This window comes from Candidatus Paracaedibacter symbiosus, from assembly GCF_000757605.1.
Lineage (GTDB): Bacteria > Pseudomonadota > Alphaproteobacteria > Paracaedibacterales > Paracaedibacteraceae > Paracaedibacter_A > Paracaedibacter_A symbiosus.
The window spans coordinates 1,220,884-1,236,702 of record NZ_JQAK01000001.1; the positions used below are offsets into that span (position 1 = coordinate 1,220,884).

General features: G+C 39.3%; 21 protein-coding genes. 9 read left to right on the plus strand and 12 right to left on the minus strand.

Annotation, left to right across the window (positions count from 1 at the left end):
* Positions 1 to 7 precede the first annotated feature (7 nt).
* The 5 genes from IG80_RS0105570 to IG80_RS0105590 all read left to right on the plus strand — a co-directional run bounded on the left by IG80_RS0105570 (position 8) and on the right by IG80_RS0105590 (position 4,983).
* The gene (locus tag IG80_RS0105570; protein ID WP_032112895.1) at positions 8 to 1,084 is read left to right on the plus strand and encodes a type II secretion system protein; all 1,077 of its coding nucleotides are present in this window, start codon (positions 8 to 10) and stop codon (positions 1,082 to 1,084) included.
* An 18-nt stretch (positions 1,085 to 1,102) separates the two neighbouring features.
* A complete protein-coding gene (locus IG80_RS0105575; protein ID WP_052046093.1) occupies positions 1,103 to 1,678 on the plus strand; it encodes a 5-formyltetrahydrofolate cyclo-ligase in 576 nt (191 codons plus the stop codon).
* A gap of 228 nt (positions 1,679 to 1,906) precedes the next feature.
* Positions 1,907 to 2,704 carry a class I SAM-dependent methyltransferase gene (locus IG80_RS0105580; protein ID WP_032112896.1) on the plus strand — a complete coding sequence of 266 codons (798 nt, stop codon included), beginning with the start codon at positions 1,907 to 1,909 and terminating at the stop codon, positions 2,702 to 2,704.
* A gap of 158 nt (positions 2,705 to 2,862) precedes the next feature.
* Positions 2,863 to 3,978, plus strand: a complete 1,116-nt coding sequence (locus IG80_RS0105585; RefSeq protein WP_032112897.1) for a sensor histidine kinase — start codon at positions 2,863 to 2,865, stop codon at positions 3,976 to 3,978.
* Positions 3,979 to 3,987: 9 nt separating this feature from the next.
* Positions 3,988 to 4,983 (plus strand): response regulator, encoded by a 996-nt coding sequence (locus IG80_RS0105590; RefSeq protein WP_032112898.1) that lies wholly within the window; start codon positions 3,988 to 3,990, stop codon positions 4,981 to 4,983.
* Between the two features lie 406 nt (positions 4,984 to 5,389).
* Here IG80_RS0105590 and IG80_RS0105595 read toward each other — a convergent pair whose 3' ends face one another.
* From IG80_RS0105595 to IG80_RS0105615, 5 genes are read right to left on the minus strand one after another with little or no spacing between them, the layout of a single operon-like run.
* A complete protein-coding gene (locus IG80_RS0105595) occupies positions 5,390 to 5,926 on the minus strand; it encodes a F0F1 ATP synthase subunit B family protein (protein ID WP_032112899.1) in 537 nt (178 codons plus the stop codon).
* A complete protein-coding gene (locus IG80_RS13175; RefSeq protein ID WP_052046095.1) occupies positions 5,919 to 6,416 on the minus strand; it encodes a F0F1 ATP synthase subunit B family protein in 498 nt (165 codons plus the stop codon). The genes IG80_RS0105595 and IG80_RS13175 overlap by 8 nt, the downstream gene beginning before the upstream one ends.
* 17 nt (positions 6,417 to 6,433) lie before the next feature.
* Positions 6,434 to 6,658, minus strand: a complete 225-nt coding sequence (locus tag IG80_RS0105605) for an ATP synthase subunit C family protein (protein ID WP_032112900.1) — start codon at positions 6,656 to 6,658, stop codon at positions 6,434 to 6,436.
* Between the two features lie 20 nt (positions 6,659 to 6,678).
* On the minus strand, positions 6,679 to 7,416 hold the full coding sequence (locus IG80_RS0105610) for a F0F1 ATP synthase subunit A (protein ID WP_032112901.1): 738 nt from the start codon (positions 7,414 to 7,416) through the stop codon (positions 6,679 to 6,681).
* Positions 7,409 to 7,675: an AtpZ/AtpI family protein gene (locus IG80_RS0105615; protein ID WP_052046096.1), complete on the minus strand. Its 267-nt coding sequence runs from the start codon at positions 7,673 to 7,675 to the stop codon at positions 7,409 to 7,411. Before IG80_RS0105615 ends, IG80_RS0105610 begins: the two co-directional genes overlap by 8 nt.
* A gap of 222 nt (positions 7,676 to 7,897) precedes the next feature.
* Here IG80_RS0105615 and IG80_RS0105625 point away from each other — a divergent pair, with 222 nt between their 5' ends.
* Positions 7,898 to 8,317: a methylated-DNA--[protein]-cysteine S-methyltransferase gene (locus tag IG80_RS0105625; protein WP_052046098.1), complete on the plus strand. Its 420-nt coding sequence runs from the start codon at positions 7,898 to 7,900 to the stop codon at positions 8,315 to 8,317.
* A 10-nt stretch (positions 8,318 to 8,327) separates the two neighbouring features.
* Here IG80_RS0105625 and IG80_RS0105630 read toward each other — a convergent pair whose 3' ends face one another.
* The 6 genes from IG80_RS0105630 to IG80_RS0105655 all read right to left on the minus strand — a co-directional run bounded on the left by IG80_RS0105630 (position 8,328) and on the right by IG80_RS0105655 (position 13,048).
* Positions 8,328 to 9,203 (minus strand): RNA polymerase factor sigma-32, encoded by an 876-nt coding sequence (locus tag IG80_RS0105630; RefSeq protein WP_032112903.1) that lies wholly within the window; start codon positions 9,201 to 9,203, stop codon positions 8,328 to 8,330.
* A 354-nt stretch (positions 9,204 to 9,557) separates the two neighbouring features.
* Entirely contained in the window at positions 9,558 to 10,052 is a 495-nt protein-coding gene (locus IG80_RS0105635) for a CarD family transcriptional regulator (protein ID WP_032112904.1), read from the minus strand.
* 70 nt (positions 10,053 to 10,122) lie between these two features.
* Entirely contained in the window at positions 10,123 to 10,464 is a 342-nt protein-coding gene (gene fdxA / locus IG80_RS0105640) for a ferredoxin FdxA (protein ID WP_032112905.1), read from the minus strand.
* Between the two features lie 114 nt (positions 10,465 to 10,578).
* On the minus strand, positions 10,579 to 11,724 hold the full coding sequence (locus IG80_RS0105645) for an ATP-binding protein (RefSeq protein WP_032112906.1): 1,146 nt from the start codon (positions 11,722 to 11,724) through the stop codon (positions 10,579 to 10,581).
* Positions 11,697 to 12,461 carry a sensor histidine kinase gene (locus IG80_RS0105650; RefSeq protein WP_198027196.1) on the minus strand — a complete coding sequence of 255 codons (765 nt, stop codon included), beginning with the start codon at positions 12,459 to 12,461 and terminating at the stop codon, positions 11,697 to 11,699. Before IG80_RS0105650 ends, IG80_RS0105645 begins: the two co-directional genes overlap by 28 nt.
* 29 nt (positions 12,462 to 12,490) lie before the next feature.
* Positions 12,491 to 13,048 (minus strand): cytochrome b, encoded by a 558-nt coding sequence (locus tag IG80_RS0105655; RefSeq protein ID WP_032112908.1) that lies wholly within the window; start codon positions 13,046 to 13,048, stop codon positions 12,491 to 12,493.
* A 267-nt stretch (positions 13,049 to 13,315) separates the two neighbouring features.
* Here IG80_RS0105655 and IG80_RS0105660 point away from each other — a divergent pair, with 267 nt between their 5' ends.
* Entirely contained in the window at positions 13,316 to 14,320 is a 1,005-nt protein-coding gene (locus IG80_RS0105660; RefSeq protein WP_198027197.1) for an alpha/beta fold hydrolase, read from the plus strand.
* A gap of 114 nt (positions 14,321 to 14,434) precedes the next feature.
* Positions 14,435 to 15,190: an IS5 family transposase gene (locus IG80_RS0105665; protein WP_032112910.1), complete on the plus strand. Its 756-nt coding sequence runs from the start codon at positions 14,435 to 14,437 to the stop codon at positions 15,188 to 15,190.
* A 22-nt stretch (positions 15,191 to 15,212) separates the two neighbouring features.
* Here the strand turns inward: IG80_RS0105665 and IG80_RS15615 are convergent, their stop codons facing one another.
* Entirely contained in the window at positions 15,213 to 15,524 is a 312-nt protein-coding gene (locus IG80_RS15615) for a hypothetical protein (RefSeq protein WP_032112911.1), read from the minus strand.
* A gap of 153 nt (positions 15,525 to 15,677) precedes the next feature.
* Here IG80_RS15615 and IG80_RS16745 point away from each other — a divergent pair.
* Positions 15,678 to 15,819: serine aminopeptidase domain-containing protein (locus tag IG80_RS16745; protein ID WP_420887381.1), on the plus strand; the 142-nt coding region annotated here is incomplete at its 3' end.

Here is a 15,819-nt window from a genome sequence, read left to right on the forward strand (position 1 = left end):
GGCAATAATGGGCAAAAAAATCCAAAGAAAAATTCCAGGGTTTTCCTTAATTGAGGCGGCCTTCGTTTTGCTGATTGCTGGTATTGTTGCCAGCTTAACTCTGCCCCTTCTCTCTACTTCTCGACAGCTTGAACGCCATAAAATAACTGAGACCAATCAGATGCAATTGTTTCAGGCATTGGCCGGTTATGTGCTGAAATATAATCAACTGCCTCTCCCCTCCAGGCCAGAATTAGAAGGTGAAAAGGGACTAAAATGCCATGGACGGACAACTTCCGCTTGTGTTGGGATTATTCCTTATCAAGAGCTGGGATTGCCTGAATCGGTGGCCCGAGATGGCCATGGGAATTGGTTTACTTATGTGGTCGAATCGGTGTTGACATCTCAAATGGATGGAATTAATAAATTGCCTGAAATTTTTGGAGTTAAACAGAGCTCGTTACAAGGCCCGAATGGAGGATGGAACTATTTTTGCCAAATCCCAGTTAAGGGAAACATTAAACTTGATTCCCTCAAAAATACCCCGATTTTTCAGCCAACAGAAAATGATTATATTGCTGTTATTCTGATTAGTCATGGTCCCAAAGGCACCGGCGCTTTCCATCGGACCAAGGATGAACGCCTCCCTGTGGAACACGAGGCAGAGAAAAAAAACGCTGATGCTAATCTGGAGTTCAAGGCCTCTATCGGCAGTGATAAAACTTCCGATTTTACCCATCAAGTCTATTGGGTCACACGCAATAATTTAATGGCAATTTATGCTCAAACTCCGTGTCAGGCGAAACCGGGTAATTCTGCGCAGACACCAGATTATAGGGGAAACCCAAGGGTATCAGCAACAACCACTGCATATCCAGAAGTGCCGCGAGGGCCCTTTTACTTACCGGGCGAAAATCAGAATGGAGCGCCAACTTCACCTAGGGCGCCAGATCCGCACGCGAATCAAGGTGTTCCAAGTAATACAAGTAATGAACTCTCCTTAACGCAGGGCGAAAGTCAGAGTGAAGCAGCAACTTCAAATAGGTCAAGACCTACTATAACTGCAACTCCACATATACCTCAGGAAAGGTCTCTGTTTAACTAGTCTGAGGGGGGCCTTCCAATGACAATTTTCGAGCAAAAGGAGCTCTTACGCCAAAAGATGCGTAAACTTCGTGATCAATGGCACCAGACCGTTAACCATAGTGTAGTTGAGCAGCAACTTGTAACGCATTTTCTCTCTCTTGATTTACTGCGGGAAGAGAGTGTGATTGCCGGCTATTGGGCCTATGGGTCGGAGATCTCAGTGTTGCCGCTCATGCGGGAATTACAGGCACGGGGTTATCCCGTTGTGCTGCCGGCAGTCGCCGCATTTCAATCCCCTTTAGAATTTAGAAAATGGGACCCAGATCTTCCCTTAAAACAAGATCTTTTGGGGATTCCTTGCCCAGATGCGGGACAGCCAATTCTTCTTCCAACTATTCTTTTGGTGCCATTATTGGCCTTTGATAAAACGGGAGCACGTTTAGGGCAGGGTGGTGGTTTTTATGATGTCACCATTACCGGTTTACGCCAGAAACAACCAATCCACACAGTGGGTGCTGGTTATGCAACGCAGGAAATTAATTTAATACCAACCCTTGTAACTGATATTCATTTAGATTATATCATAACTGAAAAGGGCAGTTATGATATATAGATATTTCAGTTTGTGGATATAATAACCTGATTGTTGCTTTGGATGCCCTTTATATTCGGCCTCACAATAAACAAAAAATAATAATAAATTATTTGTAAATTAAAAGATTGAGAAGGCTATATTTATCCTGCTCAACTTTTAATAGAGAGAGCTTAATAAAATGAACAAACTCATTAAAGACTTTTTTTATTTGATAAATACACCCCGTGCATCCTTGAAGAAAACTTTTTGCCCCCTCCGGATTTTAAAATATTAGCTGAAAAAAATTGTACTGATCCTCAACATCCAAAAAATATAAAACCATCTAATGTTTTTGATTCAAGAGTGGATTATTTAGCTTCTTTAGATCTCTTAAATAAATGCAGCACAGAGACCCGCCACATTAAAGAATTTATTATAAAAGCTATTTTCCCAGCTATTAAAAATAAATTTTCTTTTCTAGATGTCGGGGTAGGAAATGGCCAAATTACCCATAGTATTGCGAATCATTTCTCTAGTGTAACTCTGGTGGATCCGGTGGCTGAATCTCTGAAAAAAATTTCATTGCCATTAAAAAATCTGATAAAGATAAATAAATCTATTCTTGATGTTGATTTAAGTCCTCTTTCATTTGATTTTATTCTTTTATCCCATGTTTTATATTATATACCTGAAAATAAATTCGCTCCTTTGTTGCAGCAATTATACGAGAGGCTTAACAAAGGCGGTTGTCTTTTGATAGTAATTTCAGAAGGACTTGAGAAAAAACAAATTATTGAGGATTTTGGAGGTCATGATTGGGGGTTGGAATCCCTAATTCTTGAGTGTTGCGATTTTACAAATAATATCCAAACATATCATTCTACAGAGTTTCTTAGAATGGCAAATATAGAGAATTTGACATCTGCCGTTAGCATTTTCTTAGATGATGCTAATGTTGTTGCAAATGCCCAAAATTTAAAAAAATACTTGGAATCTTTTTATAAAGAAAATACTAATACTTATGAGATAAAATTATTACAAAAGTACTTTATGATAAAAAGATAGAGATTTCAGATGGAGACTTTAAGTAAAAAATTTATTCAAAATGCGGAAAAAATAACAGAACATTCAGTTGCCTTAGGGTTTATATTATTAATTAGCTTTCCTTTTTTTATTTTTTTAATGTCTATTTTGTAAATCCTTCCCCTTATGAAAGCTTTATCTTGCGTCTAACCATTGCCTTTATGGGATTATTGCTTATTATATGGAAAAAATTACCGTTGTCTTTGAGATGTTATTCTCCAGTTATTCTAAACATAATTATAGGTTTTGCTTTTCCCTTTTTCTTTAGTTTCATGTATTTTAAAAATAATGGTGGGTCACTCTGGCAAGTCAATGAACTGGTAGCTTTAGTGGTATTAACCTTTTTTACAGACTGGATAACCTATGGGATAATTGTTATTTCAACAATTACTTGCGCCGGTATTTTTTATGTCATATTAACACCAGCTCCTGCTCTTCCCGAAAATATTATATCTGCATTTGGAAGCTATTCAGCTCCAATAATTTATTTTATTATTTTCAGACGCCAGAATGATAAACTTCACGATCAACAACTAAAAACTGTACGTGCCTTAAGCGCGGCCATTGCCCATGAAATGCGCACTCCTTTATTGATTTTAAGCACAGTTGCCCATCGTTTGAGGAAACATCTTCCTCCTATTATAGAAGGTTGTCAAAAAGCAATTGAAACTAAAATTGCCTCAGAGCGTACCAAGCGCAATATTATGTTAGTTCAAGATGCCCCTGATAGCATCCAGAATACGACACGGCGCACCTTTGTTATCATTGATATGTTGCTAATGAATCTTAAAGGAACTCAAAGTACAGAGATTGCATATGAAAGTTCTCTTAGTCTTTGTATAGAAGAGGCATTAAAAGAATACCCATTTCAAGGGAATGAAAAAAATCTCGTTAAATGGCAGCGAGGCAATGATTTTAAGTTTAAAGGTCACTCTTTAATGATTAAGCATGTGCTTTTTAACTTATTGAAAAACGCCTTATATTATGTCAAGGCAGCAGGGAAGGGAACAATTACAGTTTGGCTTGAGACAGGAGAAAAATATAATACTCTCCATTTCAAGGATACGGGTAAAGGAATTTCTGCCGAAATGCTCCCCCATATTTTTGACCAATTTTTTACAAGACGTAAGTATGGGGTTGGAATCGGACTTGCATTTTGTCGTCAAGTCATGGAAGATTTGAATGGGTCAATTAGGTGTAACTCCATTAAGGGTGAGTACACCCATTTTATCCTCTCTTTCCCCAAAACTTTGTAGGTGATTGTAATGAAATTTATTCCAGCGTTTTATTTTCCCACAACAGTTCATTTGGTTGATGATGAATACGAATTCTTAAAAGAAATGAAATGGACGCTTGATCCTTCTGTTGCCACGTACAATATTTTCCCAGATCCACAAGTCGTATTAGAGCATATAGGTGCTCAACAGGGAGAAGGAACCTACATCAATCAATGGCTCAAAGAAGGGGAGATGGGGTCTATTGTGGCCCAAGTTTATGATCTGTATAAACAGATTTATAGCTTGCAAAGGTTTTCTCAAGTTTCTACGGTGGTCGTGGACTACGACATGCCATTAATGAACGGGCTGGAGCTATGTGAAAAGATTACTTCACCTCATATTCAGAAAATCTTGTTAACAGGGGCAGCTGATGATAATTTGGCGATTCATGCCTTTAATAAAGGGTTGATCCACGGCTTTATTCGTAAGCACGATCCAAATGTTATTCAATTGTTGGAGGAATTTATCAAAAAAGGTCAACAACAATTCTTCCAATCGCTCACAAAAACATATATGACGGCCGTCACCATGGATCGCGAGAATACATTTTTACTCCAGCCTGAATTTGTCAAATTATTTGAGCGATTGGTCCGCGAAAATAAGGTTACGGAATATTATCTGAAAGATCACACCGGTCAATTTATTTTCCTCAATGAAAAGGGTGAAATGGGAGCATTGTTTGTCTATCAAGCTGAGGTTGTTGATATTATTAACCACGAATTGATTACACAAGCACAACGATTCCAAGGCGAGAATGCACAGTTTGATAGATTATTAAAGGATCTAAAAAATCGCAAGAAAATGGTCGTGGAAAATTGCTTTGAAGAACAAATGATTTTTACAGACCCAGAGATTTTGCTTGCCAATGCTCACGAAGTGCATGGTCTAGAGGGAGTCCCGGGCTGCTACTGGTTTTTAATGCCATTTAAAAACTCCACCAATGCTATTGTTTCCTGGGAGAAATTTCGTTATCAAGAAGAGTAACCTTCAGTTTTTAAACCTGAGGGGGCTTATTAGTTGACGGTTTATACGGAACTGCACCCCATCCATACGACAGCAGAAACGTAAGATGTACCGTTTCAAATCGCCACCCTTAACCCAACGATTCTTATCGTGCCATGGGGCAATCAACAATCTATTTAAAGTTGGGCGTTATAAGCAATCTGTCAATAACTACAGACAAGCTTTTAAGAATGCTATGAGCAAATTGGCATTCTGTGACCCAACAGAACCATTGTGCCTAAAATTTGAAAGAAAGGGTTTGTTTACACCTTTGTTTGGACATTAATTAGTTAAGTTGATGATGCCGTTTATTTTTAGTTAAATTGCTAAAATGAAAAAAAATTTTATGCATTTTAAAAACGGCTATAAAAGGGTGAATTTAAGCGATTCACCCTAAATTAGAAATTTTTTTTTGAGCCATTTCGTCATCATTCAGTGCTGTTTTGCTATGAAATAACTGATCTAACTTACTTAAGAAATGATCATTAATCGTTATCTGAGTTTGTTGAGATAAGTGAGTACTAAATAGCGATTCAAGGGTTTTAGCAACTTGGTCTGTGACGTGTTGAGTTAATTCATGCATGACTTCGGTACGTACCCGATCAATTTGTGAATCTGCATTAATGGCTCGATTTTGCATCATTTTATTAAATTCAATTTCAGCTTGATGTTGTATTTCTTCAATTTGGTGCTGAGTCCGTTTAAATATTTCCTGAACTTCCTGTTCAATCAATGCCCCGTATTTCTTCTCATAAGCATGTTTTTCTTGCGCTGCCTTGAGAGAGTTAAGCGCATTTTCAACTGTTTTAGAAACAGTAATTATTTGGTCATCCAGCATTTTCAAGGATTTTTTATAGCCAAATTTAAATGCAATTCCCGTAAAACCAATAAAGCAAATAAAGAGAATAAAGCTGGCATCAAACATGGGTATCACCTGTTTTTATGGTTTTAAAGGCTTTGTTAACAGCGGTGGTAGGGACAGATGTATTAGTAACTTTAAAAAATATAGTTTCAACTAAATGGCTGATAAGCTCTTGCGAGCTGTTTAATATTTCTTGTTTCTGTTGAAACAACTTCTTTGAAAGTTCTTGTAATTCTAACTGCAATTTATGATCAAATTCGCGGAGCTTCTCGTGGCGATGACATGTTAGATCATAAATAGCCTGGTGGAGGTGCTGCGAGGCATCATGACGCGCTTGGCTTAAATGCTGAATACTATTTTGATGGAGCTCTTCTGCTTCGGCCAAAAGCTTTTTTGCGGCCATTGTGTGCTCTTCAAGAACCTTCGTCCGGTGGTGTAAACTAAGACCAATGCGAGGTGCTATAAAGGTCGCCATAAAGACGCACAGAATACCAAAACAGACGACTAACCAAAAAATTTGCGAGGCATAGGTGGAAATGTCTAATTGTGGCATTCTGGCTTCTCCTTAAACTAGCTAAACAAAATAAGCATTGCAGTGACAAATGCCATTAAAGCGATGGATTCTGTCAACGCAAAGCCTAACAAACCAACCGGCATTAGCTCACCTTTAGCAGATGGGTTGCGGGCAATGGAAGTAATTAAGTTTGAAAAAATGTTTCCAAGACCAATACCAACACCGAATAGAGCGATAACCGCCATTCCAGCGCCAATCATTTTTGCAGCTGCTAAATCCATTTTCGTATCCTTTTTAAAAATTAATGTAAATTTATAGCATCATTTAAATATATGCACGTCAATACTGTAAATACATAAGCTTGTAAAAGAGCGACCAAAAATTCAAATGCGATTACAGCAAAGTTAATCACAAATGGCAAAATGGCGAGAGGAAACAAGCTTGTTCCTGCAAGTAAGATCACAAATCCGGCAAAGATCTTTAACATCACATGGCCGGCGACCATGTTGGCAAAAAGGCGCACGGAAAGGCTTACAGGTCTGGTAAAATAGGACATAATTTCAACGGGAATCAATAAAGGCGCGATGTAAAGTGGTGTGCCTTCAGGAAAAAATAGTCTAAAGAAATGAACCCCATGTTTAACAAGGCCAATAATTGTTACGCCAATAAAAACAATCATCGCCATAGCGAAGGTGACGACAATGTGACTGGTAAAGGTAAAGCCATAAGGAATCATTCCCAAGCAATTGCCCATCAAGACAAACATGAAGATGCTTAATATATAAGGGGTATAGCTCAAGCCTTTCTCACCGACATTTTCACGAATCAGATTTTGAACAAAGCTGAAAATACTCTCACCAATATATTGTAGACGGCCTGGGACGAGCTGTGAATTTCTGCTAGCGGCACCAAGAAATAGAATGGGCAGCACCGTTGCCAACAGCATAAACAAGGCAGAGTTGGTAAAGGAGAGATCATACCCTCCCACTTCAAAGTGGACTAAAGGGTGAATCATAAATTGGTGTAGTGGATCAATCATCTGACGACCTATCTTTCTTAACGCTATCTGAGTTTACCTTAGACTGGTCGTGGCGGGCAAGTCTAAAAATATTACGAAATCCAGCGCCTGCGCCTAAAAGAATAAAAATAATGAGACCCCACGGTTTTGTGCTGAAATAATGATCAATAACATACCCAAGCAGCACACCCACAAAAATGCCGGAGACAAATTCAATGCCAACACGATAAGCAAGGTGATAATTTTTTGTGGGGCCTTGTTTTTCTTTGTTATCTGACATATATTTATCCCATTAAAGCGGTCAATTTTCCGCAATTACTCTGATCTTGCCTTGCCAAAGCTTTCGTTTGTAAACCTTCTTTAGTTTGGAACGTAACACGAAATAAAATTTAGGTAAATTTTTATTAATGATTTCTCTATCTATTTTTGAAAAAAAATTATAATATCTGATTCTTCCCAGTGGTGGGAAAGTGAAATCTCGCATCCAATTGGGCTTCTTCATGTGGTTGGTATAGGAGATGCGCTCGTCGGTATTGGCCTTAAGCAACAGATGAAACGTATCCAGCGGTATCTTGACTCTGAAAAAATCAATTGGATGAAACGTCAATTGTTATGGGATGAGGTTATGTCATTTCAAAAGATTGTAACTCTTGGCACCCCATTTCAGGCGACCGTGTGGCAGGCATTGCTTGAGATTCCTCTTGGGGCACTTCAAACCTATTCAGATATAGCAGCCCGAATCGGTCATCCTAAAGCTATACGTGCTGTGGGGACATCAATTGGCGCTAATCCACTGTCAATCCTTATCCCTTGTCACCGTGTGGTGCCTAAATCAGGCGGGATAGGTCAATACTATTGGGGCGCAAAGGTTAAACAACAACTGCTTGATTTAGAGGCGAGCTCTAATAATATGAGCCGATAAATTGCTCTACCTACAAAATTTCTTTCACATCATGGATATTTTTGAGCAGATAAAAGCGCATTTTACGCAAGGATCGCGCTTCTAATTGGCGGACTCGCTCTTTGCTAATGCGCATGATCGTGCCAATAGCCTCCAGAGTCATCGGATTTTCAGAGAGGTGACGCGACAGAATAATCTGACGTTCGCGGGGCGTTAAGTTGCGCAAAGCTGATTTAATCCAGTGGTTGCGAACGGTAGCATCGAAGAGATCAGAAGCTACATTTTCTGGGTTTGGTCGGATATCAGGGATGGAGTCAAGCCACTCTTCAGCGCCACCTTCGCTCATGGGACTACTTAAGGATAAATCGTGAGCCGCAAGGCGGTTTTCCATATCTTCTACTTCGCGGATCGAAACATTAAGATTTTCAGCGATTTTCTCCCGATCTTCTGGCTGCATGGTTTCTGCCGTGACATTTGCTAATTGCGCGCGTAATCGCCGTAAGTTGAAAAACAATTGCTTTTGGGCGGCAGTGGAGCCTGTCCGAACGATCGACCAGTTGCGCAAGACATAATCTTGAATGCTAGAGCGAATCCACCATTTCGCATAGGTAGAAAAACGAACACCCCGTTCTGGTTCGAAGCGGGTTGCAGCCTGCATCAATCCCAAGTTTCCCTCTTGAATCAAATCCCCCATAGGTAATCCATAATGACGAAATCGGACTGCAGCAGAGACAACAAGCCGTGAATAAGCCCGAATCATGAGGTGTAAAGCTTTTTCATCGTGCTGATCATGCCAGGCAGAAGCAAGCGTCAATTCATCTTCACGGCTTAAAATAGGTTCGCGCATGACTTCACGCACATAAGTTAGATCTGCCTTGTGAGTCTCGTCATTAGTAAATGCTGTCATTGGTTTCTTCTCTCGGGGGCTTGAAAGCTGGCGTTTCCCATCGTTTAAGAGTATCAGCAAAGGGGTAAAGAAGAGGTTAAAGTGGAGGGAGATAGCGTCAAATAAGTCCTCAGGAGGTGCAAAAATGAATAAAAATATGAAGCCGTAAGGCCATGGGCGACTAGGTTCTCTTGCTCAGAGTCGAGGCAAAGATGTTCCAAAATATTTCTCGCCAATAAGATCAAAACAACCGCAGACTCAATTTTAGGCAAAAAATGACCACATATGAAGGCGCCATAATTCGGGATTTTCAAGTTATTTAGGTATGAAAAAGCCACCTATGAAAAGGTGGCTCGTAGTTAGAAAAAAGAGAAGCTAAGCGACTTTTAAAAACTCCTCAACTTTGCTGATAGCGGCAGGTTCGTCAGTTTGTTCAATGGCGGCCAACTCACGGGCAAAACGATCAATAGCAGCCTGATAAATTTGGCGTTCGCTATAAGACTGATCTGGTTGCGTGGCACTGCGATACAAATCACGAATGACCTCGGCTATAGAGGCAGGATCCCCAGAATTGATCTTGTTTTCATATTCCTGGGCGCGACGGCTCCACATAGTGCGACGTGATTTTGTTTTTATTTTAAGCGATTCAAGGGCCTTTTGCATATCTTTTGGGGCGCTTAATGCACGCAGGCCAGAAGCTTTTGCTTTGCCAATAGGAATGCGCAAAATCATCCGATCTTTGTCAAAAGAAATAACCATTAATTCAATTTTTTGATCAGCAATTTCTTGTAATTCATAACCAGCAATCTGTCCAACACCGTGACTTGGATAGACGACATACTCGCCAACGACAAATGGTTTTGGGGACATTTTTGACTCTCTTTTAATCTTTGTTATCTATTAGGTGGGGATTCAAACAATACTTTCAAGGCCTTGAATTTCAAGAGTTTCCCGGCCCAGGCTTTTCGCTAAAATGAAGGTTAAATTTGTCCTTAACCTCGAGCCATTTATCGGAATCGGCTGGGGCAACTCCTTTTCTAGAAATATTAGGCCAAATGACAGCGTATTGGCGATTGACTTCAACCCAGCGTTCAGACCCATCTTTCGTATCTGGAATAATAGCCTCTGCTGGACATTCAGGCTCACAAACGCCGCAATCAATACACTCATCGGGATTGATTGCCAGCATGTTTTCTCCTTCATAGAAACAATCGACCGGACACACTTCTACACAATCCATATATTTGCATTTAATACATGCTTCTGTAATGGTGTATGTCATGAGCAGGCCTTTTCTGAAATTTTACTTATAATTATTTTTGATCTACAATCTAACATAATTTTACATATAAAACAATAGAATGATTTAAAGTGATGATTTTGAGAAGACCAGAACTTAAAGCATAATTTTCTTTTTAACGTTATCAATCTCACTGACGGTTTTATTAAAATTTTTAATGAGTTGATTGATAATAGGGGAGGGGTTTCCCTTTTTGCTTTGGAGAATTATCATAAGATTTTGGGCAAGTTCGGCGACAACTTTCATGCCTAAGTTCTCTGACATTCCCGCAAGTGTATGGGCAAGATTATAGAAATCACCCGATTTTTCAGTTTTGAGTTGATTTATAATGCGTCTACCATCCGTGACGTAAGCATCTAGCAACCGGAGGACTATTTCAACACCAATATCATCGCACAGTAGGGTGATTTGCGGGAGATCTATATAATTTTCTTTTGCAGATTTATCTTCTTGATAGAATTTTATAATGTCAGAGAGTTTGTCCCGAGTTAATGGTTTGTGAATGATCTGAGTGACCCCATTTGCTAAAAATTCTTTCTTGTCAATGGAATAGGTATCAGCGGTTAGAATAATAATGGGGATCTCTTTGCCTTTTTCTAATTTACGGATTTCTTGTGTGGCTGAAAACCCATCCAATATTGGCATATTCATGTCCATAAATACGAGATCAAACTCATTCTCTTTGATCACATTAATGGCTTCAACACCATCATTCGCAATGGTAAATTTTTGATGAAGTGAGCTTAACAATTCAGTGAGGACTTGTTGATTAATAGGATTGTCTTCAGTGATTAACACATTAAAACTTTTAAGCTCATTTTCTTGGTTGATGGGGGGCGATTTGAGTTTATCGCTGCCGCTCCTTTCGATAGGAATAATAAACCAAAAGGTACTGCCTTTACCAATAGCGCTTTGAGCCCCGATTTCACCTCCCATGAGAGCTATCAATTTTCGGCAAATGGACAACCCAAGTCCGGTCCCACCATAGGTCCTGGCAACTGACTTTGTTGCCTGCGTAAAATCTTGAAAGAGCCGCGGTAAAACGTCTTTAGCAAGGCCATGCCCGGTGTCGATAACGCGAAAGAGGAGATGGTCACCGCTTGCCATGGAATGGTGCCGTCGTACCTCTAGAGTCACTTTACCGTTATCAGTAAATTTGATGGCATTATTGAGGAGATTAAGGATGATTTGCTGGAGTCTTAGGCTATCCCCTTTCATAGTTTCAGGCAGATTTTTATCCATGTCGAGGATAAGGGAAAGTTTTTTTGCTGAGCTGCTGGGGTCAGCATGCTGATAGTTTGTTGGATGACTTTTTTAAGATCAAAGTCCATAGTGTCAATTTCAAGTTTCCCTGCGGCGATTTTTGATACATCAAGGACCTCATTGACTAAACTTAAAAGTAAATCAGCACTGGCGTGAATGTTACGGATATAATCTTTTTGTTTATCTGTTAGATTGGTATCTTGAAGTAGAGTTAAGCCCCCGATTATGCCATTAAGGGGCGTGCGAATTTCGTGGTTGAGATGCGAAATAAAATGCGATTTTTCGTGTGACACAACCTCTAAATCGCCAATGGTTTTTTCCAGTTGATCATGTAAGAGTCTATAGGATGAAACATCTGAAAATGTTCCTAGAACCTGTGGTTGGTCATGGTGGTAAGGATTGACATGACAATGAACGAGAAACCATACCCAATAGCCATGATAATGACGGATTCTAAATTCGATTTGACGTATTTTAACTTCATTGTTGACAATATCCTTTAAAAATTTCTTGAGCTTATTAATGTCATCTGGATGGACGAATTCACGCCACCAATTGGGATCGGTAAATTTCTTATCAGCGAATTGATCGTAGCCAAGTCTTGTTTTAATGCGAGAGGAAATATAAAACTGATTGCTTTCCCAGACCCAAAAACCATCGACACATTCTTGAAACCCTTCTAAGATCCATGGTTCTTGCAAGGTGGACGCTTTCATTTTGGGTTTCTTGTGCCAGAAAAACAGATTCATCGTTTAACTTTCCACATGCGCGTTAAAAGATAATCTTTGCGACAAAATTCATGATAAAGGGCCGCTAAAATATGCAAACAAATAAGCCCAATTAATATCCATCCAGTGGTTTTATGGGTTAGAAAAGCCAGCTTGGCAATTTCAGGATTTTTGGGAAAGAATTGGGGCAGCGTAAACCATCCGTAAATAGAAACGGGATACCCGGAGGTTTGTGACATCGCAATGCCGCTAAGCAGCATGATAAACAGGACGATATACAAGATAGGAACGCTCATTTTTGCTAAAAACTGATGCGGTTGTGGTAATCTCAGCACGGAGGGGACTGTTTGAAATAATCGCCAAAGTAGACGAAAGACAAGGAGCCCTAAGGCGACAACACCGGTTGCTTTGTGTAAATTAATTAATGACAGTTTGAGTGGTGAATTCGTTAAGCCAGACATATAAAGGCCAACAGCTAACATACGAATAATGATAATTGCCATTAGCCAATGCAAAAGACGTGAGATCAATCCCCATTGGTCCACAGAATTTCGCCAGTATCGTTTTGTTTTCATCCGAACCATCCTTTAATCTTTGTGCTCTCTCATTTCCTCAAATTTCACGAACAGGTAATTCCACCGAAATTTAGTTTAATTTTCAGTTAAAACTCTCACAAAACCCTGGAGGAAGGAATGAGCTGCACAGAACCTCTAATTCGTCTACTCTTTGTTGTGATCAGGAGTATACTTTGTCTAAAATTTTAAGTATCATTATACTAAATATTGTATTAGTGAATTTTTGTAGAAATGGTTAACTTTAAAAAGTTTTTTCACTTGATACTGATGAGTGCTTTCATTGTTGCGATGGGAGAAGCGCCAGCAGCAGCAAAAGTACAATACGGTTTTTTTACCACCTATGATCATCTGCTTATTCGCAGTGCCAAAGTTCCCTCAAAAGTAAAGCCAACCAAAGGAACAATTTTATTATTACAAGGGATGGGGGGATTTGTTGAATATTATTTAGATATTATGCATCATTTATCTGATCGTGGGTATGATGTGTTAACTCTTGATTGGCGTGGTCAAGGCGATTCTGGGCGATTTACAGATCAACGTACGCTGTTATACATTGATAATTTTGATAGTTATGTCAAAGATTTAAAAGTCTTTATGTCGCTTAATCCCCATATGACTCGGCCAGTAATTTTTATGGCAAGTTCGATGGGGGGGAACATTGCTTTGCATTATGCCCATGACCATCCAGAAGATATGGATGCCATCATCGCCCTTGCACCGATGATTAAGATCAATACAAGTCCTTACCCTTATTCCTTTGCTGAAGGATTGGTGAAATTTATTGTTTCTATTGGTCTGGGCGAACGTTTTGTTTTTGGTTATGAGCCTTTTTCCTATGAAATGTGTGTGAAAAACTATAATCCGGTAAAAAATGGCGATAAAAAGATCTATCTGCAAGATTGTAGATTGTTAAAAGAGGAGCCGCATTTGGCTGTTGGCGGTCCGAGCTTCCAGTGGTTGGATGAGGCTTTTAAGGCAAGTGCAGACTTTAACAATGATGATTATTTAAAAGAAATTAAAGTGCCTTTTTTAATGGTGTCCTCTGAAAACGATTACCTTGTGAATGTTGATGCTCAAACTAAATTATGTAAAGTGTTACCAAACTGCGAGCTATTAACGTATCAGGACTCGCATCACAATATTTTAAAGGACTCAAGGAATGTTATCTCAAGATTGATCAAAGACGTTGATACGTTCTTCGTTAACTTCGAAAAGGGCAAAAATTTTGGTGAACCACAACAACAATATGTCTATCGCCAGAATGCTCCTTGAGAGAGTAAAAATCTATATTTTAAAAAATTTTCAACTTTCTAGGTTCTGTGCACTTATCTAATAATTAAGTCAAAAAAGTGGTAATGTTCCATTGCAATTTAAAGGAGCATTACCATGGATAAGTATTACATCAAGCCAGAAGCTTGGTCAAAGATTTATGAAATTCTCAAGGAGATGAGGCAGATTCGCGTCAAGAATGAAGCTAAAACGAGACGTTTTTTCGAAGGTATTTACTATATAATGAGGACCGGAGCCCAATGGCGGGAGCTTCCTACCTACTATGGAAAATGGCGCAGTGTTCACAAGCGTTATGAAGCTTGGTGTCGTAAAGATTTTTTGAATTTTATCTTACAATACCTTACCCCAGATAAAAATGGAGAAAGTCATATGCTTGATGCCAGTATTGTCAGAGCTCATCCTTGTGCTGCAGGATATAAAAAGGGTTCTCAAGAAGAACAAGCTTTAGGTCGCAGTAAGGGTGGTTTTACAACAAAAATTCATGTTATTGTCGATGCTTTAGGGCAAGCTCTGAGATTTTCCCTGACAGGTGGACACAGACATGATATCACCCAAGCCCCCTATCTTGTTGAGGGGATGAAGAATTCCAACATTATCGCCGACAAAGCATATGATTCAGATGCCTTTATTGAACAGATTGAACGACAGAGTTGTACACCTGTTATTCCTCCACGTTCTTCCAGAAAAGAGCCAAGAGAGTATGATGAGCATCTTTATAAAGAAAGACAACTTGTCGAGTGTTTCTTTAATAAGATCAAACACTTCAGAAGAGTCTTCTCTCGCTTTGACAAAAAGGCTTCTTCTTTTATGGGATTCCTCGCTTTTGCTTCTACCATCCTATGGCTTAGATAAGTACAAGAACCTAGTTATTCTGTCACTTCTTATGGGTTCCTTGTTCAGAACGCAGAAATGTTATTCCATTAATATTCCACTCTTGTAAACTCGGAAGGCACGCCGCCACGTCTTCTGACTTAATATGAGGCATAAAATAAAGCTCTAACTTTTCCAGACTTGTGAGGGAACGTAGAGCACATAAGCCTTCTTTCGTTACTTTGTTTAAAGAGGCAAGATGAAGGACTTGAAGGTAGGGGCAGCTGGCAACGACGTGTACTATATCAGAATCACTTACGTCCTCCTCACACCCATACGTATTACCCAGATGAAGCTCTGTCAGGGAAGGGGGCAAATGAGAAAGGTAGAAATTCTCTCTTAACCTATCAAGGTCAACGAAACTTAAGTCTAGGTTTTTTACACAAGCCGGAAACGTTTGAAGAAGTTTTTTGAGCCTTACATGATCTCGTATAACTTCGTATAATGTATGCTATACGAAGTTATTACGATGCATCATTTATCTGATCGTGGGTATGATGTGTTAACTCTTGATTGGCGTGGTCAAGGCGATTCTGGGCGATTTACAGATCAACGTACGCTGTTATACATTGATAATTTTGATAGTTATGTCAAAGATTTAAAAGTCTTTA

What these genes read in the sequence shown, in the direction of transcription:
- IG80_RS0105570 (WP_032112895.1), top strand. Translation starts at nt 8, where the DNA reads ATGGGCAAAAAAATCCAAAGAAAAATTCCAGGGTTTTCCTTAATTGAG.
- IG80_RS0105575 (WP_052046093.1), top strand. Translation starts at nt 1,103, where the DNA reads ATGACAATTTTCGAGCAAAAGGAGCTCTTACGCCAAAAGATGCGTAAA.
- IG80_RS0105590 (WP_032112898.1), top strand. Translation starts at nt 3,988, where the DNA reads ATGAAATTTATTCCAGCGTTTTATTTTCCCACAACAGTTCATTTGGTT.
- IG80_RS0105595 (WP_032112899.1), bottom strand. Translation starts at nt 5,926, where the DNA reads ATGTTTGATGCCAGCTTTATTCTCTTTATTTGCTTTATTGGTTTTACG.
- IG80_RS13175 (WP_052046095.1), bottom strand. Translation starts at nt 6,416, where the DNA reads ATGCCACAATTAGACATTTCCACCTATGCCTCGCAAATTTTTTGGTTA.
- IG80_RS0105605 (WP_032112900.1), bottom strand. Translation starts at nt 6,658, where the DNA reads ATGGATTTAGCAGCTGCAAAAATGATTGGCGCTGGAATGGCGGTTATC.
- IG80_RS0105610 (WP_032112901.1), bottom strand. Translation starts at nt 7,416, where the DNA reads ATGATTGATCCACTACACCAATTTATGATTCACCCTTTAGTCCACTTT.
- IG80_RS0105615 (WP_052046096.1), bottom strand. Translation starts at nt 7,675, where the DNA reads ATGTCAGATAACAAAGAAAAACAAGGCCCCACAAAAAATTATCACCTT.
- IG80_RS0105630 (WP_032112903.1), bottom strand. Translation starts at nt 9,203, where the DNA reads ATGACAGCATTTACTAATGACGAGACTCACAAGGCAGATCTAACTTAT.
- IG80_RS0105635 (WP_032112904.1), bottom strand. Translation starts at nt 10,052, where the DNA reads ATGTCCCCAAAACCATTTGTCGTTGGCGAGTATGTCGTCTATCCAAGT.
- fdxA (WP_032112905.1), bottom strand. Translation starts at nt 10,464, where the DNA reads ATGACATACACCATTACAGAAGCATGTATTAAATGCAAATATATGGAT.
- IG80_RS0105645 (WP_032112906.1), bottom strand. Translation starts at nt 11,724, where the DNA reads ATGGATAAAAATCTGCCTGAAACTATGAAAGGGGATAGCCTAAGACTC.
- IG80_RS0105650 (WP_198027196.1), bottom strand. Translation starts at nt 12,461, where the DNA reads ATGAAAGCGTCCACCTTGCAAGAACCATGGATCTTAGAAGGGTTTCAA.
- IG80_RS0105655 (WP_032112908.1), bottom strand. Translation starts at nt 13,048, where the DNA reads ATGAAAACAAAACGATACTGGCGAAATTCTGTGGACCAATGGGGATTG.
- IG80_RS0105660 (WP_198027197.1), top strand. Translation starts at nt 13,316, where the DNA reads ATGAGTGCTTTCATTGTTGCGATGGGAGAAGCGCCAGCAGCAGCAAAA.
- IG80_RS0105665 (WP_032112910.1), top strand. Translation starts at nt 14,435, where the DNA reads ATGGATAAGTATTACATCAAGCCAGAAGCTTGGTCAAAGATTTATGAA.